Annotated in this window: 23 protein-coding genes; 18 read left to right on the top strand and 5 right to left on the bottom strand. The window is 69.5% G+C overall.

Annotation, left to right across the window (positions count from 1 at the left end; genetic code table 11):
* Positions 1-39 precede the first annotated feature (39 nt).
* The 14 genes from gspG to FB547_RS07250 all read left to right on the top strand — a co-directional run bounded on the left by gspG (position 40) and on the right by FB547_RS07250 (position 14,193).
* Positions 40-480 carry a type II secretion system major pseudopilin GspG gene (gene gspG, locus FB547_RS07315; RefSeq protein WP_047783707.1) on the top strand — a complete coding sequence of 147 codons (441 nt, stop codon included), beginning with the start codon at positions 40-42 and terminating at the stop codon, positions 478-480.
* A complete protein-coding gene (locus tag FB547_RS07310) occupies positions 455-919 on the top strand; it encodes a GspH/FimT family pseudopilin (RefSeq protein WP_145740898.1) in 465 nt (154 codons plus the stop codon). The genes gspG and FB547_RS07310 overlap by 26 nt, the downstream gene beginning before the upstream one ends.
* The gene (gspI, locus tag FB547_RS07305) at positions 916-1,290 is read left to right on the top strand and encodes a type II secretion system minor pseudopilin GspI (protein WP_145740896.1); all 375 of its coding nucleotides are present in this window, start codon (positions 916-918) and stop codon (positions 1,288-1,290) included. Before FB547_RS07310 ends, gspI begins: the two co-directional genes overlap by 4 nt.
* The gene (locus FB547_RS07300) at positions 1,290-1,973 is read left to right on the top strand and encodes a type II secretion system protein J (protein WP_145740893.1); all 684 of its coding nucleotides are present in this window, start codon (positions 1,290-1,292) and stop codon (positions 1,971-1,973) included. Before gspI ends, FB547_RS07300 begins: the two co-directional genes overlap by 1 nt.
* The gene (gene gspK, locus FB547_RS07295; RefSeq protein ID WP_145740891.1) at positions 1,970-2,971 is read left to right on the top strand and encodes a type II secretion system minor pseudopilin GspK; all 1,002 of its coding nucleotides are present in this window, start codon (positions 1,970-1,972) and stop codon (positions 2,969-2,971) included. Before FB547_RS07300 ends, gspK begins: the two co-directional genes overlap by 4 nt.
* 136 nt (positions 2,972-3,107) lie before the next feature.
* A complete protein-coding gene (gene gspL / locus FB547_RS07290) occupies positions 3,108-4,319 on the top strand; it encodes a type II secretion system protein GspL (protein ID WP_145740889.1) in 1,212 nt (403 codons plus the stop codon).
* Positions 4,316-4,849, top strand: a complete 534-nt coding sequence (gene gspM / locus FB547_RS07285) for a type II secretion system protein GspM (RefSeq protein WP_145740888.1) — start codon at positions 4,316-4,318, stop codon at positions 4,847-4,849. The genes gspL and gspM overlap by 4 nt, the downstream gene beginning before the upstream one ends.
* Positions 4,850-4,859: 10 nt before the next feature.
* Positions 4,860-5,660 (top strand): type II secretion system protein N, encoded by an 801-nt coding sequence (gspN, locus tag FB547_RS07280; protein ID WP_145740886.1) that lies wholly within the window; start codon positions 4,860-4,862, stop codon positions 5,658-5,660.
* Between the two features lie 2 nt (positions 5,661-5,662).
* Positions 5,663-7,984, top strand: coding sequence for a type II secretion system secretin GspD (gspD, locus tag FB547_RS07275; RefSeq protein WP_145740884.1), 2,322 nt, complete (start codon positions 5,663-5,665; stop codon positions 7,982-7,984).
* 5 nt (positions 7,985-7,989) lie between these two features.
* Positions 7,990-9,381: a GspE/PulE family protein gene (locus FB547_RS07270; protein WP_145740882.1), complete on the top strand. Its 1,392-nt coding sequence runs from the start codon at positions 7,990-7,992 to the stop codon at positions 9,379-9,381.
* 16 nt (positions 9,382-9,397) lie between these two features.
* Positions 9,398-10,633, top strand: coding sequence for a type II secretion system inner membrane protein GspF (gspF, locus tag FB547_RS07265; protein WP_145740881.1), 1,236 nt, complete (start codon positions 9,398-9,400; stop codon positions 10,631-10,633).
* Between the two features lie 24 nt (positions 10,634-10,657).
* Positions 10,658-11,557, top strand: coding sequence for a 5'-nucleotidase (locus tag FB547_RS07260; RefSeq protein WP_047783717.1), 900 nt, complete (start codon positions 10,658-10,660; stop codon positions 11,555-11,557).
* Positions 11,558-11,755: 198 nt separating this feature from the next.
* Positions 11,756-11,962: a hypothetical protein gene (locus FB547_RS07255; RefSeq protein WP_145740880.1), complete on the top strand. Its 207-nt coding sequence runs from the start codon at positions 11,756-11,758 to the stop codon at positions 11,960-11,962.
* A gap of 26 nt (positions 11,963-11,988) precedes the next feature.
* Positions 11,989-14,193, top strand: coding sequence for a phosphocholine-specific phospholipase C (locus FB547_RS07250; RefSeq protein ID WP_145740878.1), 2,205 nt, complete (start codon positions 11,989-11,991; stop codon positions 14,191-14,193).
* Positions 14,194-14,202: 9 nt separating this feature from the next.
* Here FB547_RS07250 and FB547_RS07245 read toward each other — a convergent pair whose 3' ends face one another.
* Together FB547_RS07245 and FB547_RS33570 are read right to left on the bottom strand one after the other, a co-directional pair.
* Complete coding sequence (locus FB547_RS07245) at positions 14,203-15,456, bottom strand: MFS transporter (protein ID WP_145740876.1); 1,254 nt, start codon at positions 15,454-15,456, stop codon at positions 14,203-14,205.
* 105 nt (positions 15,457-15,561) lie between these two features.
* Positions 15,562-15,696, bottom strand: coding sequence for a hypothetical protein (locus FB547_RS33570; protein WP_259347628.1), 135 nt, complete (start codon positions 15,694-15,696; stop codon positions 15,562-15,564).
* Positions 15,697-15,855: 159 nt separating this feature from the next.
* Between FB547_RS33570 and FB547_RS07240 the strand changes: the two genes are divergently transcribed.
* Together FB547_RS07240 and FB547_RS07235 are read left to right on the top strand one after the other, a co-directional pair.
* Positions 15,856-16,416: a phosphonate degradation HD-domain oxygenase gene (locus tag FB547_RS07240; protein WP_145740875.1), complete on the top strand. Its 561-nt coding sequence runs from the start codon at positions 15,856-15,858 to the stop codon at positions 16,414-16,416.
* Positions 16,417-16,521: 105 nt separating this feature from the next.
* Positions 16,522-18,303: an ABC transporter ATP-binding protein/permease gene (locus FB547_RS07235; protein ID WP_145740874.1), complete on the top strand. Its 1,782-nt coding sequence runs from the start codon at positions 16,522-16,524 to the stop codon at positions 18,301-18,303.
* Here FB547_RS07235 and queC read toward each other — a convergent pair.
* A complete protein-coding gene (gene queC / locus FB547_RS07230; protein ID WP_145740873.1) occupies positions 18,300-19,013 on the bottom strand; it encodes a 7-cyano-7-deazaguanine synthase QueC in 714 nt (237 codons plus the stop codon). The two genes, FB547_RS07235 and queC, sit on opposite strands and share 4 nt — an antisense overlap.
* Before the next feature lie 150 nt (positions 19,014-19,163).
* Between queC and FB547_RS07225 the strand changes: the two genes are divergently transcribed.
* The gene (locus FB547_RS07225) at positions 19,164-20,270 is read left to right on the top strand and encodes an acyltransferase family protein (RefSeq protein ID WP_145740872.1); all 1,107 of its coding nucleotides are present in this window, start codon (positions 19,164-19,166) and stop codon (positions 20,268-20,270) included.
* A 10-nt stretch (positions 20,271-20,280) separates the two neighbouring features.
* Here FB547_RS07225 and FB547_RS07220 read toward each other — a convergent pair whose 3' ends face one another.
* The gene (locus FB547_RS07220) at positions 20,281-20,757 is read right to left on the bottom strand and encodes a DUF1854 domain-containing protein (RefSeq protein WP_145740871.1); all 477 of its coding nucleotides are present in this window, start codon (positions 20,755-20,757) and stop codon (positions 20,281-20,283) included.
* Positions 20,757-23,039: an ABC transporter ATP-binding protein gene (locus FB547_RS07215; protein WP_145740869.1), complete on the bottom strand. Its 2,283-nt coding sequence runs from the start codon at positions 23,037-23,039 to the stop codon at positions 20,757-20,759. Before FB547_RS07215 ends, FB547_RS07220 begins: the two co-directional genes overlap by 1 nt.
* 139 nt (positions 23,040-23,178) lie before the next feature.
* On the opposite strand from FB547_RS07215, the gene cphA reads away from it, so the two are divergent.
* Positions 23,179-25,425, top strand: a complete 2,247-nt coding sequence (gene cphA, locus FB547_RS07210) for a cyanophycin synthetase (RefSeq protein ID WP_261380245.1) — start codon at positions 23,179-23,181, stop codon at positions 25,423-25,425.
* Positions 25,426-25,439: the final 14 nt, after the last annotated feature.

Below are 25,439 nucleotides of genomic sequence, written 5' to 3'. Positions count from 1 at the left end.
TATCATGCAGCGCGCCTTCCGAACCATGTCATCCAAGCTATGAAAAAAATCCTACGCGACGCCACCCGCGCTGCCCAGCGCGGCTTCACGCTGATCGAGCTGATGGTGGTGCTGGTCATCATCGGCGTGCTGGCCGCGCTGATCGTGCCGAACGTGATCGAGCGCGCCGACGATGCCCGCGTGACCGCCGCCAGGACCGACATCAACAACCTGATGCAGGCGCTCAAGCTCTACCGCCTGGACAACCAGCGCTACCCGACGGCCGAGCAGGGCCTGCAGTCGCTGCTCGTGCGCCCGACCGTGGGGCCGGCCGCGCCCAACTGGAAGCCCTATGTCGAAAAGCTGCCGAACGATCCGTGGGGCCATCCGTACCAATACATGAATCCGGGTATCAAGGGCGAAATCGACGTGCTCTCGCTCGGCGCCGATGGCCAGGCCGGCGGCGAGGGCAAGAATGCCGACATCGGCAGCTGGCAGTAGGCGCGCGGGCGGCTTCACGCTGCTCGAGCTGATCGTGGTGATCGCGATCATCGCGATCGCAACGGCCAGCGTGAGCTTTGCGATGCGCGACACCAACGCAGCCCGGCTCGACCGCGAGGCCGACCGGCTGGCCGCACTGCTCGAATCGGCCCGCGCCCAGTCGCGCGCGAGCGGCGTCGCAGTGCGATGGCGCATCGTGGAAGGCGGCAGCTTCGTGTTCGACGGCCTGCCGCCCGATGCCTTGCCCAGCGGCTGGGCCGCGAGCGGCATCAGCGCCACGGCTTCGCTGGCCAGCGGCGCGCCGGTGGCGGCGGTGCAATTGGGCCCCGACCCGATCATTGCCGCGCAGCAGATCGTGCTGTATTCCGAAGGCCCGCCTGCGCGCTCGCTGCGCGTTGCCACCGACGGCCTCAGGCCCTTCACCGTGAGCACGCCATGAAGCCCCGGCGCCCATCGGCATGCGGCGGATTCACGCTGATCGAAGTGCTGATTGCGCTCGGCATCGTCGCGCTCGCGCTCGCGGCGGGCTCGCAGGCCACGATGTCGCTGACGCGCAATGCGCAGCGCCAGTCCGACCTGCTGCTGGCCGACCTGTGCGCGGAAAACGAGCTCGCCAAGGCGCGGCTCGCCAGGCAGATGCCGGCCGTGGGCGATTCGGGCTCGATCTGCGTGCAGGCCGGCGTCTCGTTCAACGTGACCACCTCCACCATCGCCACGCTCAACCCCAACTTCCGGCGCGTCGACGTGCAGGTGCGCGACGAGGCCAATGCGCCGGTGCTGCGCGTCTCGACCGTGGTGGGCCGCTTCTGATGCGACGCTTCGCAAGCCAGCGAACCTGCGGCGGTTTCACGCTGATCGAGCTGCTGGTGGCCATTTCGGTGATGGCGCTGCTCGCGCTCGTGAGCTGGCGCGGACTGGACAACATGTCGCGCGCCACCACGCAGAACCAGCAGCGCGCCGACGCGGTACTGGCGCTGCAGACCACGCTCTCGCAATGGGGCGCCGACCTCGACGCCGTGACCCCGATCGCGCAGACCCGCCCGATCGACTGGGACGGCCGCGTGCTGCGGCTCACGCGGCGCGGCAGCGATGCGGGCGCTCCCGCCATGCTGGTGGTGGCGTGGGCGCTGCGCACCGGTGCCGACGGCACCCGCTGGCGGCGCTGGCAGTCGCCGCCCTTCACCACGCGCGGCGAATGGCAGCAGGCGTGGAACATGGCCGCCTCGTGGGCGCAGGAAGGCGGCGGCGGCGACGTCGCGCTGATGCCGGCCACGAGCTGGCAGCTCTACTACTTCCGCGAGAACGCCTGGACGCCCGCAGGCGAGCTGCCGGCCAGCGCGCCCAATCCGGCGAACCCGGCCAATCCTGTCGGCGCCCTCGTGAACATGCCGGACGGCGTTCGCCTGGTGCTGACCCTGGCTCCGGGCGAAGGGCTGTCGGGCACGCTCACGCGCGACTGGGTCAAGCCCACGGTGGGAGCGCCGCGCTCATGACCGCATCCACGGTTTTTCGACCCACCGGGCAACGCCAGCGCGGCGCCGCGCTGCTCGCGGCCATGCTGACCGTGATGCTGGTCGCCACCTTCTCCGCCGCGGCGCTGTGGCAGCAGTGGCGCGCGTCCGAAGTCGAGGCGGCCGAGCGCGGACGCGTGCAGGCGGCATGGGTGCTGATTGGCGCGCTCGACTGGTCGCGCCTGATCCTGCGCGAAGACGCCCTCACCGGCGGGCCCGACCACCTGGCCGAGCCCTGGGCCGTGCCGCTCGCGGAAGCGCGGCTCACGAGCTTCCTGTCGGCCGAGAAGAACGTGGCGAGCGACAACCTCGAAGGACTGCCCGACGCCTTCCTTTCAGGCCGCGTGGTCGATGCGCAATCCAAGCTCAACGTGCTGTCGCTGGTCGACGGCAACAAGCCGGTGCCGGCCAGCGTCGCCACCTTCACCAAGCTGTTCAACATCCTGGGCCTGCCGGCCTCCGAGCTCAGCGCGATGACGGCCTCGCTCGTGCGCGCGCTCGCCACCGGCACCGATGCCGCCGGCGGCGGCGACGCCGGGGCGGCGCCGCTGATGCCGCAGGAGGTCTCGCAGCTGGTGTGGCTCGGCCTTTCGCCCTCGACCGCGGCCGCCCTCGAACCCTACGTGACGATCCTCCCGATCCGCACGCCGCTCAACATCAATACCGCCAGCGCCGAAGCCCTCAGCGCGAGCCTGCCATCCCTGAGCATCAGCGACGCGCGCCAGCTGGTGGAAAAGCGCACGCGCTCGTACTTCAAGCAGATTGCCGACGCCAATGCCGCGCTCCCGAACGGCGGCACGCAGTTCAACGCCGGCCAGCACAGCGTGGGCACCCAGTTCTTCGAGGTCTACGGCCGGCTGCGGCTCGACCGCACCTGGGTCGAGGAGCGGTCGCTGCTGCAGCGCGACGGCGTCACGGTGAAGACGATCTGGCGCAACCGCGGCGCCGGCCTTGCCACAGCCACTCCGGCTAAACCCTGAGTGCGGCTTCCTTTCCTCATTTTTGTTGCTTCAATACATCGTCCAGAGCCCGTCGCATCTACGTCAAACGCTACAAATAGAGTAGCAATGGCACCATCGGTGCACCCCTACAATCACCCGCCCTCCTGAAATCGAAATGACCCCGCTGCTGCTCATCGCCCCCCTCCCCCCGGCCGACGCCGCGGGCGAGTACGACTGGGCCCAGGCTGGCGACGACGGCATCGCCCTGCGCAACCATGGCCGCGCGCTGCTCGCGCTGTTGCCGGCCAGCGCGGAAGTCACGCTCGGCATTCCGGCCGCGGCGATGTCCTGGCACCGCGTGACGCTGCCCAAGGGCAGCATGAGCAGCGCATCGAAGCTGCGCGCCGTGCTCGACGGCCTGCTCGAAGAGCATCTGCTCGACGATCCCGAGGCCCTGCACTTCGCGCTCGAACCCGAGGCCAAGGCCGGCGCACCAGTCTGGGTGGCCGCCTGCAACCGCATCTGGCTGCGCACGCTGGTGCAGGGGCTGGAGTCGGCGGGGCGGCGCGTGGTGCGCATCGTTCCCGAATTCGCGCCGCAGCCCGTGGACGGCCCGCCGCTGCTGCAGGTCACCGGCGAGGCCGAGGCGCCGCAGCTCACGGTGTGCGATGCCGATGGCGTGGTCTCGCTGCCGCTCGCGGGCGCCGGGCTCGCGCTGGCCGCCGGCCTGCCGCTGGACACCGCCGTGATCAGCGCCGAGCCCGCCGTCGCGCAGGCCGCCGAGCGCCTGCTCGAGCGCCGCGTGCCCATCGTGCAGGCGCCGCAGCGCTGGCTGCAGGCGGCGCGCTCGCCCTGGGAGCTCGCGCAGTTCGACCTGGCCGTGACGGGGCGTGCCCGCGCCGGCAAGAAATTTGCGTCGGTGGTGCAGGCGCTGCGCTATGCGCCCGAGTGGCGCGCCGCGCGCTGGGGCATCGCCGCCCTGCTGCTGACCCAATTGATCGGCCTCAATGCCTGGGCCTGGAAGGAGCGCAATGCACTCGAGGCCAAGCGCCAGGCCGTCAAGACCATGCTGACCCAGACCTTCCCCTCCGTGAAACTCGTGGTCGATGCGCCGCTGCAGATGGCGCGCGAGGTCGCGGCGCTGCAGCAGGCCGTGGGCGATGTCGCGGGCAGCGACCTCGAACCGATGATCGGCGCGCTTGCTCCCCATCTCCCGCCGGGCAAAACGCCCAGCGCCATCGACTACAGCGCCGGCCAGCTGCGCCTGCGCGGGCTGGGCCTGCAGCCTTCCGAGCTCACGCGGCTTTCGGGCGCGATGGGCCCGCGCGGCTACAGCGTGCGCGCCGAAGGCGATCTGCTGCTGGTGCAGGCCGAGGCTGCGCGATGAACTTCGGCGAACAGCTCCGGGCCCGCTGGGCCGCCCTCGAACTGCGCGAGCGGCGCATGGTCGCCATCGCGGCCGTGCTCGTGTCGCTCGCGCTGCTGTGGTGGATTGCGCTCGCACCCGCGCTGCGCACGCTGGCCGCAGCGCCGGCCGAACATGCGCAACTCGACGCGCAGCTGCAGCAGATGGCCATGCTGCAGAACCGCGCCAAGGCGCTGCAGGCGCAGCCGCGGCTGAACCGGGACGACGCGCTGCGCGCCCTCGAAACCTCGGTGCGCGAGAGCCTGGGCACCAATGCCCAGCTCATGACGGCCAGCGGCGATGGCGCCGCCACCCTCACGATGCGCGCCACGCCGGCCGAGGCCGTGGCCCAGTGGCTGGCGCAGGCGCGCGGCAATGCGCACGCGGTGCCGCGCGAGGCCCACCTGACCCGCGCGGCCGCCACGCCGCCGGCCTCCGGCAGCAAGGACCCGCAGCCCGCGAAGGTGCGCTGGGAGGGCACGCTCGTGATGGCGCTGCCCGCAGCCCGTTGAGCACGGCCGCATGGTGACGCGCTCCTCCCTTGCCGAATCGGCGCCGCGCCGCGGCTGGCGCTGGGCCCTGCTCGGCATCGTGCTGGGGGCGCTGCTGGCCCTGGTGCTGTTCGCGCCGGCGCGCTGGCTGGCCGCGGCGCTCTCGAACTGGAGCCAGGGCCGGCTGCTGCTGGTCAACCCGCGCGGCACGGTCTGGAACGGCACCGCGGCCGTGGTGCTTGCCAGCGGCGCCGGCGGCGCCGAGGCGGTGTCGCTGCCCGGCGCGCTCAACTGGCGCATGCGTCCGGCGTGGAGCGGCATGTTCGCGGTGCTCGACCTGCCCTGCTGCGCGGCGCGGCCGCTCCAGCTCAAGGCCAGCCCGCGCGCAAGCGGCATGCAGCTGCAGTGGGGCGACGGCAGTTCGCGCTGGCCCGCCACCTTGCTGACCGGCCTGGGCGCGCCCTGGAACACGCTCAGGCTCGAAGGCACGCTCGACCTCTCCACCCGGGGCCTCTCGATGCAGTGGGAGGGCCCCGTGCTGCGCATCGCGGGCCAGGCCACGCTCGACGCCACCGATGTCTCGTCCAGCCTGTCGACACTCAAGCCGATGGGCAGCTACCGCCTCACGCTCGAAGGCGGCAGCCGCCCGAGCCTGCTGCTGAGCACGCGCGAAGGCAGCCTCCAGCTGAACGGCAGCGGCAGCTGGAACGGCACCGCCTTTCGCTTCAATGGCGAAGCCAGTGCCGCGGCCGGCCGCGAAGACGCGCTTTCCAATTTGTTGAACATCATCGGGCGGCGCGACAACGCGCGTTCGATCATCACCCTGGGTTGATCATGATGAAGCCACTGACTTCGCCCGGCAGCCGCCTCGCCGTCGTTGCACTCGCAGCGCAGATGCTGGTTGCCGCCACCTTGCTGCAGGCCGCGCCGCCCGTGTTCGCGCAGTCCGGCGACGCGCCGCGCCGGGGCGAGCCCATCACGCTCAACTTCGCCAACGCCGACATCGAGGCCGTGGCCCGCACCATGGCGGTGGTCACCGGCCGCGACGTGGTGGTCGACCCGCGCGTGAAGGGCACGATGAACCTCGTCACCGACCGGGCCATCGCGCCGGCCGCGGCGTTCAACCAGTTCGCTTCCGCGCTGCGCCTGCAGGGCTTTGCGGTGGTGGAGGCCGAAGGGCTCTACAAGGTGGTGCCCGAAGCCGACGCCAAGCTCCAGACGCAAACCGTCAACACCGCGACGCCCAGCGCCGGCTCGGTGGCCGGCAACCAGATCGTCACGCAGATCTTCAGGCTCAACTACGAATCGCCGAACAGCCTGCTGCCGGTGCTGCGCCCGCTCATTCCGCCCAACAACACCATCAACGTGAACCCGGGCAACAACTCGCTCGTGATCACCGACTACGCGGACAACATGCGCCGGCTGGCGCGCATCATCGCGGCGCTCGACGTGCCCAATGCGTCGGACATCGAGGTGATCCCGCTCAAGCATTCGATCGCCACCGACATGCTGCCGCTGATCACCCGGCTGGTCGACGGCAGCGGCTCGGGCGCCACGCCGGGCGCCGCCGCGCCGGGCACGGCCGATGCCTCGTTCCGCACCACCTTGCTGGCCGACCCGCGCAGCAACGCGCTGATCCTGCGCGCGGCCAACCCGGCGCGTGCGGCGCTGGTGCGCACGCTGGTCGAGAAGCTCGACCGCGCACCCGCCGAGAGCAGCAACGGCGCGGCCGGCAACATCTACGTGGTCTACCTGAAGAACGCCGATGCGGTGCGGCTGGCGGCCACGCTGCGCGCCGCCATGGCAGCCAACCAGCTGCCCGGCACGCCGGGCGCACCGGGGGCCGCCGGTGGCGGCGGCGCACCGCAGCAGCAAGCCAACGTTCCGCAGGCCATGCCGGTCAATCTCAGCGGGCAAGGCGGCGGCTCGGCGGCCGCCAACGCGCCGCTCAACAATGCCAACCAGCCGTCGACCGGCGGACAGATCCAGGCCGACCCGTCGACCAACTCGCTGATCATCACGGCGCCCGAGCCGCAGTACCGGCAGATGCGCGCCGTGATCGACAAGCTCGACGGCCGGCGCGCGCAGGTGATGATCGAAGCGCTGATCGTCGAGGTCAGCGCGAAGAAGGCCGCCAACTTCGGCGTCCAGTGGCAGAGCGCGCTGGGCAACAACGCGGTCATCGGCACCAATTCGAGCCTGGCCAGCGCCAACATCCTGGCGCTGACGCAGGCACTGGCCACCCGCGACGTGGCCAACGTGCGGCCGTCGTCGGGGCTGAACCTCGGCATTGCCGGCAAGATCGGCGGGCAGTACATCCTGGGCGCGATCGCCAACTTCTTCAACAGCGACGGCGACGCCAACGTGCTCTCCACGCCCAACCTGCTGACGCTGGACAACGAGGAAGCCAAGATCGTGATCGGCCAGAACGTGCCCTTCGTCACGGGCCAGTACGCCAGCACCTCGGGCTCGGTGGGCATCAACCCGTTCACCACGGTGGAGCGCAAGGACGTGGGCCTCACGCTGCGCGTGCGCCCGACCATCAACGAGAACGGCACCGTGAAGATGACCATCTTCCAGGAGACCTCGACCGTCGACGGCAACACCATCAACAACCCCAACGGCCCGACCACCAACAAGCGCTCGATCGAATCGAGCGTGCTGGTGGAAGACGGCGGCCTGGTCATGCTCGGTGGGCTGCTGTCGGACGACTACGGCAACACGGTCGAGAAAGTGCCGGTGGCGGGCGACATCCCGGTGCTCGGCAACCTGTTCAAGAACGAGATCCGTACGCGCAACAAGAGCAACCTGATGATGTTCCTGCGCCCCGCCGTCATGCGCGACGGCGCCTCGACCGAAGCCTTTGCCTACGACCGCTACGACGAGATCCGCGGCATGCAGCAGCGCACCCAGCCGAACACCGACAACGTCATGCTGCGCGGCGTGGATGCCGCGCCCGTGCTGCCGGAGGCACCGCTGCCGCGCGCGGGCAGCCGCGACACCAGCAGCAATAGCAGCGGCAGCGACCGCATCCAGGGCACGCAGCTGATCCCGCCGCCGCGCCCGCCCGCCGACACGCGCAGCCTGCGCCCGAGCCCGCTGCGCGGCGCACTGCCGCCCACGGCCGACCCGACCAGCTCGCGCGAATTGCCCTGAAGCCCATGCGCCATCCCCTGCCCTACGCGTTCGCACGCAGCCAGCAGCTGCTGCTCGAAGAAGCCGACGACGGCAGCCACACGCTGTGGATGTCGAGCCATCCCTCGCGCAGCGCGGTCGGCGAGGTCACGCGCAAGTACGGCGTGCAGGCCTTCGAGGTGCTGGCCGACGGCCCGCTCGCGCAGCGCATCAGCGCGGCCTATGCGCAGGGCGAATCGAGCGCCGCCGCGGTGGTGAGCGAAGTGCAGAGCGATGCCGACCTCTCGCGCATGATGCAGGAGCTGCCGGCGGTGGAAGACCTGCTGGAAAGCGCCGGCGACGCGCCGATCATCCGCATGCTCAACGCGCTGCTCACGCAGGCCGCGCGCGACGGCGCGAGCGACATCCACATCGAGCCCTACGAGCGCACCTCGTCCGTGCGCTTTCGCATCGACGGCACGCTGCGCGAGGTGGTGCAGCCCAACCGCGCGCTGCACGCCGCGCTGATCTCGCGCCTGAAGATCATGGCCGACCTCGACATCTCCGAGAAGCGGCTGCCGCAGGACGGGCGCATCAGCCTTCGCATCGGCACGCGCGCGGTCGACGTGCGCGTCTCCACGCTGCCCAGCGCGCATGGCGAGCGCGCGGTGCTGCGCCTCTTGGACAAGAGCGAATCGAAGCTCACGCTCGAATCGGTGGGCATGCAGGGCGACACGCTCGCGCGCTTCGAGAAGCTCATTGCGCAGCCGCACGGCATCATCCTGGTAACCGGCCCCACGGGCTCGGGCAAGACCACCACGCTGTATGCCGCGCTGGCCCGGCTCGATGCCAGCCGCAGCAACATCATGACGGTGGAAGACCCGATCGAGTACGAACTGCCGGGCGTGGGCCAGACGCAGATCAACGCCAAGATCGAACTCACCTTCGCGAAGGCGCTGCGCGCGATCCTGCGGCAGGACCCGGACGTGATCATGATCGGCGAAATCCGCGACTTCGAGACCGCGCAGATCGCCATCCAGGCCTCGCTCACCGGCCACCTCGTGCTGGCGACGCTGCACACCAACGATTCGGTCAGCGCCGTCACGCGGCTGACCGACATGGGCGTGGAACCTTTCCTGTTGAGCTCGTCGCTTTTGGGCGTGCTCGCGCAGCGGCTGGTGCGCAAGGTCTGCACGGCCTGCGGCGGCGCCGGCTGCGAGGTGTGCGGGCAAACCGGCTACCAGGGCCGCACCGGCATCTTCGAGCTGCTGGTGGCCGACGAGACCGTGCAGGGCCTGATCCACAGCAAGGCGGCCGAGAGCGAACTGCTCCAGGCCGGCGCGCGCGGCGGCCTGCGCCTGATGCGCGAAGACGGCGAACGGCTGGTGCAGGCCGGCATTACCTCGCGCGCCGAACTGCTCCGCGTCACGCGCGACTGATCCGCCCGGCACCGCCATGCCCGCCTATTCCTTCGAAGCCATCGATGCCAGCGGCCAGTCGCGCGAAGGCGTGCTCGAGGCCGACACCGCGCGCAGCGCCCGCAGCCTGCTGCGCGCGCAGGCGCTCATTCCGCTATCGGTCACGCCAGTCAGCAGCAGCCACGTCAACGGCACCGGCAATGGCGGCCTGCGCCGCTGGCTGGGCGGCGGCGCCAGGGTCTTCAGCTCCACCGGCCTCGCGGTCTGGACGCGCCAGCTCGCGGGCCTGGTCTCTTCCGGCCTGCCGCTCGAACGCGCGCTGACCGCGCTCACCGACGAAGCCGAGACCGAGCCGCAGCGCAACCTGGTCGCTTCGCTGCGTGCCGAGGTCAACGCGGGCTCGCCCTTCGCGCGCGCGCTCGCGGCCCATCCGCGCGAGTTCTCGCCCATCTACACCGCCGTGATCGGCGCAGGCGAGCAAAGCGGCAACCTCGGCCTCGTGCTCGACCGGCTCGCCGACGACCTGGAGGAGCGGCAGGCGCTGCAGCAGAAGCTCATCGGCGCCGCGCTCTATCCGGCCATCGTCACGCTGGTGGCGATCGTGATCGTGATCTTCCTCGTGAGCTACGTGGTGCCGCAGGTGGCGCAGGTGTTCGCGGGCACCAAGCGCTCGCTGCCCTTCCTCACCACGGTCATGCTGTCGCTGAGCGCGGCGGTGCGCAACTACGGGTGGTGGATGCTGGGCGGCGTGGTGTTCGCCGCCATTGCCGCGCGATTGGCGCTGGCGCAGGAGGCCTTCCGCCTGAAGTTCGACGCCGCCTGGCTGCGGCTGCCGCTGGTGGGCAAGCTCGCGCGCGGCTACAACGCAGCGCGCTTTGCCAGCACGCTGGCCATGCTGGCCACCGCCGGCGTGCCGATCCTGCGCGCGCTGCAGGCGGCGTCCGAGACGCTGGGCAACCGCGCCATGCGCGCGGACGCGCTCGACGCGCTGGTGCTGGTGCGCGAAGGCGCGCCGCTGGCCTCGGCACTGGCGCAGAAAAAACGCTTTCCCGGACTGGTCTCGATGTTCGCGCGGCTGGGCGAGCAGACCGGCACGCTGCCGCTGATGCTGCAGCGTGCCGCCAACCAGCTGGGCGCCGAGGTGCAGCGCCGCGCCATGCACCTGGCCACCATCCTCGAGCCGCTGCTGATCGTGGCCATGGGCGGCGTGGTGATGCTCATTGTGCTGGCGGTGATGCTGCCTATCATCCAGCTCAATCAGTTCGTCAAGTAAGTCCGCCAGGAAGCACTGCACGCCATGCCCGTCACGCTCGAAGACAAACTCGTGGTCGCGATCTCCTCGCGCGCGCTGTTCAACCTCGAAGAGGAAAACAGGATCTTCGAGGCCGGCGACAACGAGGGCTACATGAAGCTGCAACTCGACCGCATCGACGTGCCGGCCGCGCCGGGCATCGCCTACTCGCTGATCCGCAAGCTGCTGCGCTTCAACGACGACGGCGTGCAGCGCGTCGAGGTGGTGATCCTCTCGCGCAACGACCCGGTCTCGGGCATGCGCATCTTCCGCTCGAGCGCGGCGGCCGACATCAAGCTGCAGCGCGGCGTGTTCACGCAGGGACGCCCGCCCTTCGGCTATCTGCGGCCGCTGCGCGCGCACCTGTTCCTCTCGGTCAATGCGCAGGACGTGCGCGAAGCGCTCAACGCGGGCTTTCCGGCCGCGCGCGTGCTGGTCGAATCGGTGAAGGCCAGCGATGCCTGGCCGAACGAAGTGCGCATTGCGTTCGACGGCGATGCGGTGCTGTTCTCCGACGAGGCCGAGCGGGTATTCCAGGCCGAAGGCCTGGACGCCTTCCAGGCGCACGAGCTCAGCAAGGCCGACCTGCCGCTGCCCGAAGGGCCCTTCAAGCCGCTGCTGACGGCGCTGCATCGCCTGCAGATGGCGGGCAATGCGCAGATGCGCATCCGCACCGCGCTGGTCACTGCGCGCAGCGCCCCGGCGCACGAGCGCGCGATCCGCACGCTCATGAAGTGGAACATCCGCGTCGACGAAGCGATGTTCCTCGGCGGCCTTCCGAAGGGCGAATTCCTGCGCGAGTTCGAACCCGACTTCTTCTTCGACGACCAGACCGGCCACGTCGATGCCGCAGCACGCCACGTGCCCGCGGGCCACGTCTCGAGCGGCATCAGCAACGAGCGCTGAGCGCTCCCGCGGCGCGCCCTGCGCCGCTGCCCTGTCATCGCTTGTTCATGGCGATGTAACGCGATCTCCCTAGTCTTGCGGCCTGCCTCCGCGCGGGTGCTTCGCGATGCCTTTTCGGCGCTGCGTCTTCGAGCCCGCGCGGTCTTTTTTCAGCGCTCTTCCGGGCGCCCACGCAACGACGACTCCCAAGGAATCCCCATGCGACTTTCATCCCTGCCTGCGCGGCTCGTTCCCGCGCTGATCCTGGCCTGCGCCCTTTCCGCCTGCGGCGGCGGCAGCGGCGGTGGCGGCGGCTTCTTCGGCGGCCTGCCCGGCGTGGGCACGCCGACGCCCACCACGCCAACCACGCCCACCACGCCGCCGCCCGACACCGGCGCAAAGCCCGAGATGCGCTGCGCACCCTGAACACCCTCCCACACCAGAACAACACCATGACCTCACGCCGCAGTTTCCTCACAGGCACAGCCACCACCGGTGCCGCCGCGCTCGCACTCTCGGCCTTTCCGCCGAGCATCCGCCGCGCGCTCGCCATTCCCGCCAACAACAAGACCGGCACCATCAAGGACGTCGAGCACATCGTCATCCTGATGCAGGAGAACCGCTCGTTCGACCACTACTTCGGCACGCTCATGGGCGTGCGCGGCTTCGGCGACCGCTTCACCATCCCGCTGCCCAAGGGACGCAGCGTGTGGCAGCAGCTCGACGACGTCGGCAAGGAAGTGCTGCCCTACCACCTCGACGGCTCGAAAGGCAACGCGCAGCGCGTGGCCGGGACGCCGCACAGCTGGAGCGACGGCCAGGCTGCGTGGGCTGGCGGCCGCATGTACGAATGGGTGCGCTACAAGAAAACCAAGACGGCGCCTTTCACGCAATCGATGGGCTACCTCGAAGAAGCGGAGCTGCCCTTCCAATTCGCGCTGGCCAACGCCTTCACGCTCTGCGATGCCTACCACTGCAGCATGCACACCGGCACCAATTCGAACCGCATGTTCCTCTGGACCGGCACCAACGGCCCCACCGGCGCGAACGTGGCCACGGTCAACAACGAGTGGGATTCGATCGACAGCTCGGCCAATGGCTACAGCTGGAAGACCTACCCCGAGCGGCTGCAGGAAGCCAAGGTGAGCTGGATCGTCTACCAGAACATGCCCGAGAACTTCGGCGACAACTCGCTGGCCGGCTTCAAGCAGTACCGGCTCGCCAACGAAGCCTCGGGCAAGCCCGTGAGCAACGACGCCATCTCGCCCGCCTACGACCCGGCCAGCGACGACGCCGGCAATCCGCTCTACAAGGGCATTGCCAACACCATGCCGGACGGCGGCTTTCTCGAGCAGTTCCGCCAGGACATCAGGAACGGCAAGCTGCCGCAGGTCTCGTGGATCGTCGCGCCTGCGACCTATTCCGAGCACCCCGGCCCGTCGAGCCCGGTGCAGGGCGCCTGGTACATCCAGGAAACGCTCGATGCGCTCACCGCCGTTCCCGAGGTGTGGAGCAAGACCGTGCTGTTCATCAATTTCGACGAGAACGACGGCTACTTCGACCACGTTCCTTCGCCGGCCGCGCCTTCGATCAACGCCGACGGCACGCCCGCGGGCAAGACCACGCTGCCAGTGCAAGCGCTCGCGCCCGAATACTTCAACCATCCGAATCCGCCCGGCACCACCGACCAGCCGCCGCCCGATGGCCGCGTCTACGGCCCCGGCGTGCGCGTGCCGATGTACGTGGTGTCGCCGTGGAGCCGCGGCGGCTGGGTCAATTCGCAGGCCTTCGACCACACCTCCGTGCTGCGCTTCATCGAGACGCGCTTCGGCGTGAAGGAAACCAACATCAGCGATTTCCGCCGCGCAGTGTGCGGCGATCTCACCAGTGCCTTCAACTTCGCCACGCCCAATACGGAAGCGCTGCCCACCCTGGCGGGGCGCACGACCAGGGCCGACGCCGACAAGCTTCGCGCCGACCAGCAGGCCCTGGCGCAAGTGGCACTGCCGCTCGACCCGCTGCTGCCGCGCCAGGCCACCGGCACGCGGCCCTCGCGCGCGCTGCCCTACGAGCTGCACACGAGTGCCCGCGCCGATGCCATCGGCGGAAAGATCCAGCTGCTGTTCTCGAACACCGGCACGGCCAGCGCGGTGTTCCATGTCTATGACAGGCTCAACCTCGACCGCCTGCCGCGCCGCTACATGGTCGAGCCCGGCAAGACGCTCGACGATGCATGGAGCGCGATGCGCGACGACAGCGGCTTCTACGACCTCTGGGTGCTCGGCCCCAACGGCTTCCACCGCCATTTCAAGGGCGACCTGAACGCCCTGCGCGCCGGCGACGCCGCCATGCCCGAGGTGCGCGTGTGCTACGACATCGCCAACGGCAACGTCTACCTGGAATTGCTCAACGGCGGCAAGAACGCCTGCAAGTTCAGCGTGCGCGCCAAGGCCTACCGCAGCGACGGCCCGTGGACCGCGACGGTGGCAGGCGGCGCCAAGGCCGAGCTGCACTGGGACCTCGCAGCCAGCGGCGCGTGGTACGACTTTGCCGTGAGCTGCGATGCCGACACGAGCTTCGTGCGCCGCTTTGCCGGCCGCGTCGAGACCGGCCGGCACACGGTCAGCGATCCGGCGATGGGCATGCCCGACCTCTGACGCAGCGAGCTACGCCGCGGCGGTGCGAAGCCGCAGATGCCGGACCCTGAACAGCAGCATCGCCGCGATGCTGACGTTCAGCAGGTTCCAGCCGATGCCGTTGAGGAACGCCGCGTGGTAGCTGCCGGTGAGGTCGAACACCTTGCCCGACATCCAGCCGCCCAGCGCCATGCCGAACAGCGTGAACATCAGCACCGTGCCCACGCGCGCGCCGGCCTCCTCGGGCGGGAAGTGCTCGCGCACGATGATCGCGTAGGACGGCACGATGCCGCCCTGGAACAGTCCGAACAGTGCCGAGATCACGTAGAGCGGCACCAGCCCGTCGAACGGCAGGAACAGCAGCAGCGCCACGCCCTGCAGCGCGCCGCCCAGCAGCAGCGTGCGCAGCCCGCCGATGCGGTCGCAGATCGCGCCCGACACCAGCCGGCTCACCACGCCGAAGCCCAGCATCAGCGACAGCATCTGCGCGCCCTGCGCCGCGCCGTAGCCGAGGTCGCCGCAGTAGGCCACGATGTGCACCTGCGGCATCGCCATGGCCACGCAGCAGGCCACGCCCGCCACGCACAGCAGGCCCTGGGCCGTGCCCATGCTGAAACCGAAGGGCCGCGTCAGGTCGCGCCGCCGCGCGGCATGGCCGGCATGGCTGGCGGGCACGACGGCCAGTGCCGGTGGCCGCGCACGGAAGAAGAGCGCGAGCGCCGCCATCGCGAGGCCGCAGAAAAGGCCCATGCCGATGTAGGTCTGGCGCCAGCCGACCGTCTCGATGAAGTGCTGCGCGATCGGCGGCCAGATGGCGCCGGCCACGTAGTTGCCGCTCGCGCACACCGCCACCGCGATGCCGCGCCGCTTGACGAACCAGAGCGAAGTGTCCGCCACCAGCGGCGCAAAGGCCGCGGCGCTGCCGAGCAGGCCGACCAGCACGGCCTGCGCCGCGATGAAGGAAACGATGCCATCGGCCATGCCGCAGGCGACATAGCCCACGCCAAGGCTCAGCGCGCCGATCAGCAAGGGCCACATCACGCCGAAGCGGTCGGCCAGCCGCCCCATCAGCACGCCGCCCACGCCGAAGCCGAGCATCAGCAGCGTGTAGGGCAGCGAGGCGTCCGCGCGCGCGACGCCGAACTCGGCCTGCACGGCAGGCAGCATCACCGAGACCACGTACATGCCGCTGCTGCCGACCGTCATGGCCAGCAGCGTGAGGCCGAGCCGCAGCATGGCGTAGCGCGAATCCGCCGCGTGGGCGCTTGTCTCGAAAGTCTTCATTGTTTTTTGCTCCGCGCCAAGGATATCGCCGGGCGCGGACATGCCAAGGCGAGCACGCGCAATGCCCGGCGGCGCATGGCCGCCCGCACGCCCGGGAGGGGCGAATCAGCCCGCGAACGGGACCGGCATCACGACATCGGCCGAAGCCTTCGGCACCGGGACGCCGGGCTTGGGCTTGTCGTTGCAGCCGGCCGCTACCAGGCCGATGCAGAGCAGAAGAACAAGGACTGTGCTTCTCATGCGGCGGATGCTATGCCCGCCTTCCCGCAAGTCAAGTCGGACGCCATGCCGACTGAGCGGTGCGCCGGTGCAGCGCCGCGGGCTTCGTCATGCCCCGGTCATCGGAATGCGCGAAGCTGCGTGCCCTCGCTCCGCGCATTCCGCCTTCGCTCCAGCTCCATGACACTCGACCTCGCCGAAATCGCCCGCCTGTTCGCCGAACGTGGCGGGGTCGCGTATGCGGGCGAGCCGGTGTCGCAGCTCGAGCATGCGCTGCAGTGCGCGTGGCTCGCGGAGCAGGCCGGCGCGGGCGATGCGCTGGTCACGGCCTCGCTGCTGCACGACCTCGGACACCTCTTGATCGCCGAGCACCAGACGCTGTCGCGCTCGCCCACCGAACTGGGCATCGACGACCGCCACCAGTACATCGCCATGCCGCTCCTGCGCGGCGTCTTCGGCGCCGAGGTGCGCGAGCCGATCCGGCTGCACGTGGACGCCAAGCGCTATCTTTGCGCGACGCGGCCGGGCTACTTCGCGCGGCTTTCGCCCGATTCGGTACGCAGCCTCGCGCTGCAGGGCGGCGTGATGGACGACGAAGCGGCGCGGCGCTTTGCCGATCAGCGCTGGGCCGCGGATGCCGTGCGGCTGCGGCTGTGGGACGAGGAAGCGAAGGTGCAGGGACTCGAGACGCCGCCGCTCAAGCACTTCCTGGAGATCGCGGCGCGCACCATGCTGCGCTGAGCGCTTGCCGAGCATCCGGGCCGGTTCAGCCCTGCTTAAGGAACATTTGACTACCATCGATTCCTCACGATGTCCGGCGCACCCGCGCCCAGCGAGGAAACCTGCATGTCTTTATCCGTCACGGCGCGTGCCGCCACGTTCGCCCAGGTAGTGAAGCGCGTCTTCGCGCTTGCGGCGCCCTACTTCCGTTCCGAGGAAAAATGGCGCGCCCGCGCGATGCTGCTGGGCATCGTCGCGCTGAACCTGTTCTACGTGTACGTGGCGGTGCTGGGCAACCAGTGGTATGGGCGCTTCTACGACGGACTGCAGAACAAGGATTCGGCGGTCTTTTGGCGCGAGGTGGGCGTCTTCGGCTGGATCGCCTTCTTCAACATCGCGGTGCAGGTGCTCAAGTTCTATGTGACGCAGCTGCTGCAGCTGCGCTGGCGCAGCTGGATGACGCGCGACTACCTGTCGCGCTGGATGTCCGACCGCACTTTCTATCACCTCGAACTCGCGCGCTACGCGAACCAGGACGGCCAGGCGCCCGACAATCCCGACCAGCGGATCCAGGAGGACATGCAGATGTTCACCGACTACACGATGACGCTGTCGATGGGCCTCCTGAACGCCGTGGTCACGCTGGTGAGCTTCGTGGGCATCCTCTGGGGACTGTCGGGCAGCTTCGCGTTCTCGATGGGCGGCAGCAGCTACCAGATCGCGGGTGCGATGGTCTGGCTGGCGGTGGCCTACTGCGTGGTGGGCACGGCCATCACGCACTTCATCGGCCGCCCGCTGATCGGCACCAACTTCCGGCAGCAGCGCTTCGAAGCCGACTTCCGGCACCACCTGGTGCGGGTGCGCGAGTACAGCGAGGCGATTGCGCTGGACAAGGGCGAGAAGGTCGAGCACGGCCAGCTCGACCTGCGCTTCGGCAGCGTGCTGCGCAACTACCTGATACTCATCAAGCAGCAGAAGAACCTGATCACCTTCACCTCGTTCTTCGGGCAGGCGGCGGTGATCTTTCCGTTCCTGGTGGCCGCGCCGCGCTTCTTCAGTGGCGCCATCCAGCTCGGCCAATTGATGCAGATCTCGTCGGCCTTCGGCAAGGTGCAGGATTCGCTGAGCTGGTTCGTCGACAACTACGACCGCGTGGCCGTCTGGCGCGCCACCACCGACCGCCTCACCAGCTTCGACGATGCGATGCGCGCGCACGCCGCGCGCAGCCAGTCGCTCGAGCGCGACGGCAGCGCGCCCGCGCTGCAGACCGGCGATCTCACGGTGGCGCTGCCCAACGGCACCTCGCTGCTGGCCGGTGCGGCGCTGGCGGTCCAGCCGGGCGACAGCGTGCTGCTGCAGGGGCCGTCGGGCAGCGGAAAGTCGACCCTGTTCCGCACCTTTGCCGGCATCTGGCCGTTCGCGCGCGGCCATGTGAAGGTGCCCGATGGCGCGGTGTTCATGCCGCAGCGTCCCTACGTGCCCGACGGCACCCTGCGCAATGCGCTGACCTATCCGAATCCGGCCGAGAACTACAGCGATGCCGAGCTGCGCCAGGCACTGGTCGACGCGCTGCTGCCCAACCTCGTGGACCGCCTCGACGACAGCGATGCCTGGAGCCAGAAGCTCTCGGGCGGCGAGCAGCAGCGGCTGTCCATCGCGCGCGTGCTGCTGAAGAAGCCGTCATGGCTCTTCGCCGACGAGATCACCAGCGCGCTCGATGCCGAGGCCGAGGGCGTGCTCTACAAGCGGCTCTCCGACCGCGTGAAGGCCGCGGGCGGCGCCATGGTGTCGATCGCGCACCGCGCGGCGGTCGGCGATTTCCACAACCAGCGCTGGACGCTGGTGCCCCAGCCCGAAGACGCACCGGCGGGCGGCGCGCGCTACCGGCTGGAAACGGCGGCTACCTAGGCCTCCTGGGGGCGCGAAGCATAGCGCTCCCAGCCCTTCTTGCGCAGCTCGCAGGCCGGGCACTCGCCGCAGCCATAGCCCCAGGCCTGGCGATGTTCGCGGTCGCCGAGGTAGCAGGTGTGGGTTTCTTCCACGATCAGGTCGACCAGCGGCTCGCCGCCCAGGCGGTGCGCCATCTGCCAGGTCTCGGCCTTGTCGATCCACATCAGCGGCGTCTCGATGACCAGGCGGCGCTCCAGCCCGAGCGAGAGCGCGAGCTGCATCGCCTTCATGGTGTCGTCGCGGCAGTCGGGGTAGCCGGAGAAGTCGGTCTCGCAGACGCCGGTGACGATCACCTGCAGCCCGCGCCGGTAGGCCAGCGCGCCGGCCAGGGTAAGGAACAGCAGGTTGCGCCCCGGCACGAAGGTGTTGGGCAGGCCGTCCGCCTGCATCTCGAAGGCGACTTCCTCCGTGAGCGAGGAGCCGCCGAGCTGGGCCAGCGCGGCCAGCGTGAGCACGTGGTCTTCGCCCAGGCGCGGCGCCCAGTCGGGAAAGCGCTCGCGCATCTTCGCAAGGATGGTGCCGCGCACGTCGAGCTCGACGCGGTGCCGCTGGCCATAGTCGAAGCCCAGCGTCTCGACGCGCTGGTACCTGGACAGCGCATCCGCGAGGCAGGTGGTCGAATCCTGGCCGCCGGAGAACAGGACGAGGGCGGTGGTGTGCAGGGGCATGTCCGTCTCTTCAAAACCGCGATTTTCGCAGCCCTTGCGGCGCAGCGTGGCGCCGCACCAACAGCCGCGGCCGCCCGGCCCTGCCAATGCACCACGAAAGTGCTATCTCGGGCAGAATCCGCGCGATTCGAAGGAGAGGCACCGCTCAACATGCGCGAACAAGGGTCGATCCACGGCCCCGACGATTACCTGGAGACCCGCAATTTCGCAGCACTCGATGGGCTGCGGGCGGTGGCCGTCTTCCTTGTTTTCGGGTTCCACTTCGGCGGGCCGCGCTGGGACAAGTTCTCGGGCTGGCTCGGCGTGCATGCCTTCTTCGTGCTTTCCGGCTTCCTGATCACCACGCTGCTGCTGCGCGAGCGCGATGCCACGGGCACAGTGTCGCTCAAGGCGTTCTACATCCGGCGCGCGGCCCGGATCCTGCCGCTGTATTTTCTGGTCTACCTGCTGGTGCTCGCGCTGAGCTATGTTGCCCAGGGTGCGGCCTGGGAGCAGATGAAGGCGGCCACGCCCTACTACCTCACGCTGCTGAACGAGTTTGCCGGCTTCGCGCCGCTGCAGATGACCTGGACGCTGGGCATCGAGTGGAAGTACTACCTGGTGTGGCCGGCGCTGTTCGCGCTGTTCGGTTCCACGGCCGCCTCGCGCTTCGGAATCGCCGCGTGCAGCCTCGCGCTGCTGGCGGCCGTCTGGATGACGGGCGCCCACCCGGCCGGATTCTCGCCCTGGCACTACCTTGGGATGCTGGTGGGCTCGATGGTGGCGATGGCGATGCACACGCGCCGGACCTTCGCATGGATGCGCGGCCTCATGACGCAGGCGGCCGCCATCGCCATTGCGCTGGCCCTGTTCCTGGTGCACCGCAAGTCGCTCACGATCAGCGCCCGCTTCGGCGAGCCGCAGCTCATCGCGGTGTACGTGGTGCTGGTGGGCCTGTGGCTGCCCTCGCTGGTTGCGGCGAACAGCTGGCTGCGCAGGCTTCTTTCGTCGCGCTTCATGCTGTTCGTGGGGCGCCGCTCGTACGCGATGTACCTGGTGCAGTACCTGGCAGCGCAGGCCGTGATCGGCATCTCGCCCACCACGGTGGCGGGGGCAACGCTGCTGTTCGCGTCCTTCGGCGCAGCGCTGGTTGTCTCCGATTTTCTCTACCGCCGGTTCGAGAAGCCGATCACCGAGTGGGGCCACCGCCAGGCCCGCGCGGCCACGCAGCCGGCACCTGCATTGCCGGCCGCACCGGGCAGCGCGGCCTCGGCCTGAACGGGGCGGTCTAGAGAAAGCGCTCCAGCAGTTTGCGCGAGGCGCGGTCGAGCGCCTTGACGTCGGGAATGCGGAACTGGACGCCGTGCGCGCTGGCGATCAGCAGTGCGCCGCCTTCGAGGCGGCGGATGTCTTCCTCGGCCTTGAGCACGAAGCTGGTGTCGCCGCGGTCGGTGCTCACGGTCCAGGTGCTGGGCACGCCGAAGCTCGACACGCGGTGCAGTTTCAGCAGCGTGGGCGCGAAGTCGCGCACCGCGAGTTCCTGCTCGAGCAGCGCGCTGATCTGTGGAGGCAGCGCTTCGAGGCGGTCGATCCAGACCAGTTCGCGCCCATCGCTGCCGACCAGCGACACGCCCTCGCCGGGCGCGCTGAGCGGAAAGGCGCGCACGGGCGTCACGCCCTCGTGGCGCTCGCCCTCGGCATCGGTCAGCACCAGGCGGCCGAAGGCATCGCGCTCGAGATCGAAAGTGGGAATGGTGTCGCTCATCATGCTTCTCCGGCCGGGTGGGCCGCGTGGCTGATGGCCAGCGGCAGCTGCGCGCCGGCGCGTTCGTCGACGGCGCCTTCGCTCGCCTCCTCGTCGGCCTGGCGCAGCTGCGCCTGGTAGAGCCGCCAGTAGGCGCCCTGCCTGGCCATCAGGTCGTCGTGCGGACCGACCTCCACCACCTCGCCGCGGTCCATGACCACCAGCCGGTCGGCCTTGCGCAGCGTCGACAGGCGGTGCGCGATGGCAATGGTGGTGCGGCCCTGCACGAGGTTGTCGAGCGCCTTCTGGATTTCCTTCTCGGTCTCGGTATCCACCGCCGAAGTGGCCTCGTCGAGGATCAGGATGCGCGGATCGATGAGCAGCGCGCGCGCAATGCTGATGCGCTGGCGCTCGCCGCCTGACAGCCCCTGGCCGCGCTCGCCCACGAGCGAATCGTAGCCGTGCGGCAGGCGAAGGATGAAGTCGTGCGCATGCGCGGCCCGCGCGGCGGCCACCACTTCGGCGCGCGTGGCGTCGGGCTTGCCGTAGGCGATGTTCTGCGCAATGGTGCCGAAAAAGAGAAACGGCTCCTGCAGCACCAGCCCGACATGGCGCCGGTAGTCGGCCACGGCGAAGCGGCGGATGTCGGTGCCGTCGACCTTGATGGCGCCGTCGGTCACGTCGTAGAAGCGGCAGATCAGGTTGACCAGCGTGCTCTTGCCCGAGCCGCTGTGGCCCACGAGGCCGATCATCTCGCCGGGCTCGATGGTCAGGTCGAGGTCGTGGATCACGGCGCGCGAGCCGTAGCGAAAGCCCAGCCCGCTCATCTCGATGCGGCCCTGCACGCGCTCGATCTTCACCGGGTTGGCGGGCTCGGGCACGTTGCTCACGTGGTCGAGGATGTCGAAGATGCGCTTGGCGCCGGCCGCCGCCTTCTGCGTGACCGAAACGATGCGGCTCATCGAGTCGAGCCGCGTGTAGAAGCGGCCGATGTAGGCAATGAAGGCCGTGAGCACGCCCACCGTGATGCTGCCGCGCGCCACCTGCCAGATGCCGAAGCCCCAGACCACGAGCAGGCCGATCTCGGTCAGCAGCGAGACGGTGGGCGTGAACAGCGACCAGGTGCGGTTGAGCTTGTCGTTGACCTGCAGGTTGTAGGCGTTGGCCACGCGGAAGCGCTCGGCTTCGCGGCGCTCCTGCGCAAAAGCCTTGACCACGCGGATGCCCGGGATGGTGTCGGCCAGCACGTTGGTCACCTCGGACCACACGCGGTCGATCTTCTCGAAGCCGGTGCGCAGCCGGTCGCGCACCACGTGGATCATCCAGGCGATGAAGGGCAGCGGCACCAGCGTGACCACGGCCAGCAGCGGATTGATGGAGACCAGGATGACCGCGGTCATCACGATCATCAGCACGTCGTTCGCAAAGTCGAGCGCATGCAGCGAGAGGAACACGTTGATGCGGTCGGTTTCCGAGCCGATGCGCGCCATCAGGTCGCCGGTGCGCTTGCCGCCGAAATAGTCGAGCGGCAGGGTCAGCAGATGCTCGTAGGTGGTGGTGCGCAGGTCGGCGCCGATGCGCTCCGACACCAGCGCCAGCAGGTAGGTGCGCGCCCAGCCCAGGCCCCAGCCGACCAGCGCCGCGCCCAGCAGCCCGCTCAGGTAGAGCCCGACGCGGGCCGGGTCGATCTTCTGCCCGTTCTGGAACGGGATCAGGATGTCGTCCATCAGCGGGATGGTCAGGTAGGGCGGCACCAGGGTCGCGGCCGTGGAGACCAGCGTCAGTAGAAACCCTGCGATCAGCTGCTTCCGATAGGGCCTGGCGAAGCGGCCCAGCCGCAGCAGCACCCAGGTCGACGGCGGCGTCTGGAGTTCGGCGTCGGGCGAGGCCAGGTCGTCGCCGTCGGGCTCGGCTGTCACCTCGGCGACAGTGCCGCTGCCGCGCTGGCCGAAGAGCTTGAGCAGCCGCAGTGCCGCCGGCTGGCTCGCCAGCGTGTAGCGCCAGCGCGCCAGGCGGCCCTCGGCACCCACCAGATCGAGCGCGCCGACGCCCGAATGGTCGCTCAGGTGCAAGCCGAGGGTGGAATCTGATAGTGTCCACTCACACCATTGGCCACCGGGCTGCAGCGCCAGCAGGCGCCGATCGGTCAGGGCCACCAGCCCGGAGGTAAACCGAAGTTCTTCGTCAAGGTCAACCGGTAATGTGACCAGAACGTTTTCCGCGGCTGCGAGCCGGCTTTTCAGCGCGTCTGAGGCCGCCTCGATTTCGCCCTCCCGGGTGCCGACTGGATCGTGATGTTGCATTGTGTTTCTTTGACTCTTGCCCGTCGCGGGCCTCAGGGACCGCGCCATGGCGTCCTTTGTCGGGCGCCGATTCTGACCGATTGCCATGGGCGCGCTTGAAGGCGCCGCGGTGCTCGGCCAAAGCACATCGAACGTTTGCATGACCCGTTTCGACGACATCCGCCTGCTGCGCATCAACTATTTGCGCGGTCCCAACCTCTGGACCTACCGGCCCGTGCTGGAAGTCTGGCTCGACCTGGGCCAGCTGGAGGACTACCCTTCCAACAAGATCGACGGCTTCACCGACCGGCTCACGGCCCTGCTGCCGGCGCTCATCGAGCACCACTGCGGCGTGGGCGAGCGCGGCGGCTTCATCCAGCGGCTGACCGAAGGCACCTGGTCGGGCCACGTGCTCGAACACGTGGTGATCGAGCTCCTGAACCTGGCCGGCATGCCGACCGGCTTCGGGCAAACCCGCAGCACCTCGGAGCACGGCGTCTACCGCATGGTGTTCCGCGCGCGCGACGAGCAGGTGGCCCGCGTGGCGCTGGCCGAGGGTCACCGCCTGCTGATGGCGGCCATCAACAACGACCCGTTCACTTCGGCCGACGTGCAGAAGGCGGTCGATGCGGTCAAGGCCAAGGTCGAGGACTGCTACCTGGGCCCGAGCACCGCGGCCATCGTGTCGGCCGCCACCGACCGCGGCATTCCGCACATCCGTCTCAACAGCGGCAACCTGGTGCAGCTGGGCTACGGCGCCAACCAGCAGCGCATCTGGACCGCCGAAACCGACTACACCAGCGCCATCGGCGAATCGATCGCCAGCGACAAGGAGCTCACCAAGTCGCTGCTCGCGAGCTGCGGCGTGCCGGTGCCCGAGGGGCAGGTGGTGGCCAGCGCCGAGGAAGCCTGGGAAGCGGCCGAAGACATCGGCCTGCCGGTGGCCGTGAAGCCTTCGGATGCCAACCACGGGCGCGGCGTCTCGCTCGAGCTGACGACCCGCGAGGAAGTCATGGCCGCCTTCGCGGTGGCCGAGCCCGAAGGCAGCGACGTGATGGTCGAGCGCTTCATCCGCGGCCACGAACACCGCCTGCTGGTGGTGGGCGGTGAAGTGGTGGCGGCCGCGCGCGGAGAGATCATCACCGTGACCGGTGACGGCAAGAGCACCGTCGCCGAGCTGATCGAGAAGCAGCTCAACAGCGATCCGCGCCGCGGCGCCGAAGAGGAATATCCGCTCGACCTGATCGTGCTGGAGACCGACGCCAAGCTGCAGCTCGAACTGAAGCGCCAGGAACTCGACGGCGCCTCGGTGCCGGCCGCCGGCCGCGTGGTCACGATCCAGCGCAACGGCAACATGGCCAACGACTGCACCGACCAGGTCCACCCTGAAGTCGCGCATGCCGCCGTGCTGGCCGCTCGCGTGGTGGGCCTCGATATCGCCGGCATCGACCTGGTGGCGCAGGACATCGGCAAGCCGCTGGGCCCGCAGCGCGGCGCCATCGTGGAAGTGAATGCCGGCCCCGGCCTGCTGATGCATCTGAAGCCGGCCGTCGGCTCGCCGCGCCCGGTGGGTCGCGCGATCTGCGACCACCTGTTCCCGGGCGATGCGCCGGGCCGCATCCCCGTGATCGGCGTGGCCGGCTCGCGCGACACCGCGGTGCTCGCGCGCCTGGTCGCCTGGCTCATCAACCTGGGCGGGCGCCACACGGGCCTGGCCTGCCGCGACGGCCTGTTCCTGGAGCGCCGCCGCGTCGATGCGCGCGACAGCGCCAACTGGGAGGCCGGCCGCCGCCTGCTGGTGAACCGCGCGGTGGAAGCCGTGGTGATCGAGAACGGCGCCGAGACCATCCTGCGCGACGGCCTGGCCTACGACCGCTGCGAGATCGGCATCGTGACCGACCTCGAAGGCGCCGAGGCGCTGACCGACTACGACATCACCGAGAGCGACCAGATGGTCAAGGTGCTGCGCACGCAGGTCGACGTGGTGCTGGGCGAAGGCACCGCGGTGCTCAATGCAGGCGATCCGCGCGTGGCAGGCCTGGCGCCGCTGTGCGACGGCGCCGTCATTCTCTATGCGGTCGACCCGCAAGCTGCCGCGCTCGCCGCGCACCAGGCCGCCGGCGGCAAGGCCGTGCTGGTGCGTCAGGACCGCGTGGTGCTGGCCAACGGCAGCAGCGAATCCTTCCTGCCCGGCCTCGGCCGGCTGACCGTCTGGCGCGCCACGCACGTGGGCGTGAGCCTGGAAAGCCTGCTGGCCGCGGTGGCCGCGGCCTGGGCGCTGGGCATTCCGCTGAACCTCATCGGCGCCGGCGTCGAGGCCTTCGAGGCTGACCTGCAGGCGGCGCTGGCCTCGCTGCAGCTGTCGCAGACCCAGCCGCTCTCGTCCCCCCAACTGCAACTCGCCTGAAGCGCACCGCCGCC

Source organism: Variovorax beijingensis (genome assembly GCF_007828835.1).
In the GTDB taxonomy this organism is placed as follows: Bacteria; Pseudomonadota; Gammaproteobacteria; order Burkholderiales; family Burkholderiaceae_C; genus Variovorax; species Variovorax beijingensis_A.
This window is presented reverse-complemented; position numbering and strand designations above follow the sequence as displayed.

Excerpts from the sequence above, each read along its gene's own strand:
- gspG (WP_047783707.1), top strand. The coding sequence starts at position 40 with ATGAAAAAAATCCTACGCGACGCCACCCGCGCTGCCCAGCGCGGCTTC.
- FB547_RS07310 (WP_145740898.1), top strand. The coding sequence starts at position 455 with ATGCCGACATCGGCAGCTGGCAGTAGGCGCGCGGGCGGCTTCACGCTG.
- gspI (WP_145740896.1), top strand. The coding sequence starts at position 916 with ATGAAGCCCCGGCGCCCATCGGCATGCGGCGGATTCACGCTGATCGAA.
- FB547_RS07300 (WP_145740893.1), top strand. The coding sequence starts at position 1,290 with ATGCGACGCTTCGCAAGCCAGCGAACCTGCGGCGGTTTCACGCTGATC.
- gspK (WP_145740891.1), top strand. The coding sequence starts at position 1,970 with ATGACCGCATCCACGGTTTTTCGACCCACCGGGCAACGCCAGCGCGGC.
- gspL (WP_145740889.1), top strand. The coding sequence starts at position 3,108 with ATGACCCCGCTGCTGCTCATCGCCCCCCTCCCCCCGGCCGACGCCGCG.
- gspM (WP_145740888.1), top strand. The coding sequence starts at position 4,316 with ATGAACTTCGGCGAACAGCTCCGGGCCCGCTGGGCCGCCCTCGAACTG.
- gspN (WP_145740886.1), top strand. The coding sequence starts at position 4,860 with ATGGTGACGCGCTCCTCCCTTGCCGAATCGGCGCCGCGCCGCGGCTGG.
- gspD (WP_145740884.1), top strand. The coding sequence starts at position 5,663 with ATGATGAAGCCACTGACTTCGCCCGGCAGCCGCCTCGCCGTCGTTGCA.
- FB547_RS07270 (WP_145740882.1), top strand. The coding sequence starts at position 7,990 with ATGCGCCATCCCCTGCCCTACGCGTTCGCACGCAGCCAGCAGCTGCTG.
- gspF (WP_145740881.1), top strand. The coding sequence starts at position 9,398 with ATGCCCGCCTATTCCTTCGAAGCCATCGATGCCAGCGGCCAGTCGCGC.
- FB547_RS07260 (WP_047783717.1), top strand. The coding sequence starts at position 10,658 with ATGCCCGTCACGCTCGAAGACAAACTCGTGGTCGCGATCTCCTCGCGC.
- FB547_RS07255 (WP_145740880.1), top strand. The coding sequence starts at position 11,756 with ATGCGACTTTCATCCCTGCCTGCGCGGCTCGTTCCCGCGCTGATCCTG.
- FB547_RS07250 (WP_145740878.1), top strand. The coding sequence starts at position 11,989 with ATGACCTCACGCCGCAGTTTCCTCACAGGCACAGCCACCACCGGTGCC.
- FB547_RS07245 (WP_145740876.1), bottom strand. The coding sequence starts at position 15,456 with ATGAAGACTTTCGAGACAAGCGCCCACGCGGCGGATTCGCGCTACGCC.
- FB547_RS33570 (WP_259347628.1), bottom strand. The coding sequence starts at position 15,696 with ATGAGAAGCACAGTCCTTGTTCTTCTGCTCTGCATCGGCCTGGTAGCG.
- FB547_RS07240 (WP_145740875.1), top strand. The coding sequence starts at position 15,856 with ATGACACTCGACCTCGCCGAAATCGCCCGCCTGTTCGCCGAACGTGGC.
- FB547_RS07235 (WP_145740874.1), top strand. The coding sequence starts at position 16,522 with ATGTCTTTATCCGTCACGGCGCGTGCCGCCACGTTCGCCCAGGTAGTG.
- queC (WP_145740873.1), bottom strand. The coding sequence starts at position 19,013 with ATGCCCCTGCACACCACCGCCCTCGTCCTGTTCTCCGGCGGCCAGGAT.
- FB547_RS07225 (WP_145740872.1), top strand. The coding sequence starts at position 19,164 with ATGCGCGAACAAGGGTCGATCCACGGCCCCGACGATTACCTGGAGACC.
- FB547_RS07220 (WP_145740871.1), bottom strand. The coding sequence starts at position 20,757 with ATGAGCGACACCATTCCCACTTTCGATCTCGAGCGCGATGCCTTCGGC.
- FB547_RS07215 (WP_145740869.1), bottom strand. The coding sequence starts at position 23,039 with ATGCAACATCACGATCCAGTCGGCACCCGGGAGGGCGAAATCGAGGCG.
- cphA (WP_261380245.1), top strand. The coding sequence starts at position 23,179 with ATGACCCGTTTCGACGACATCCGCCTGCTGCGCATCAACTATTTGCGC.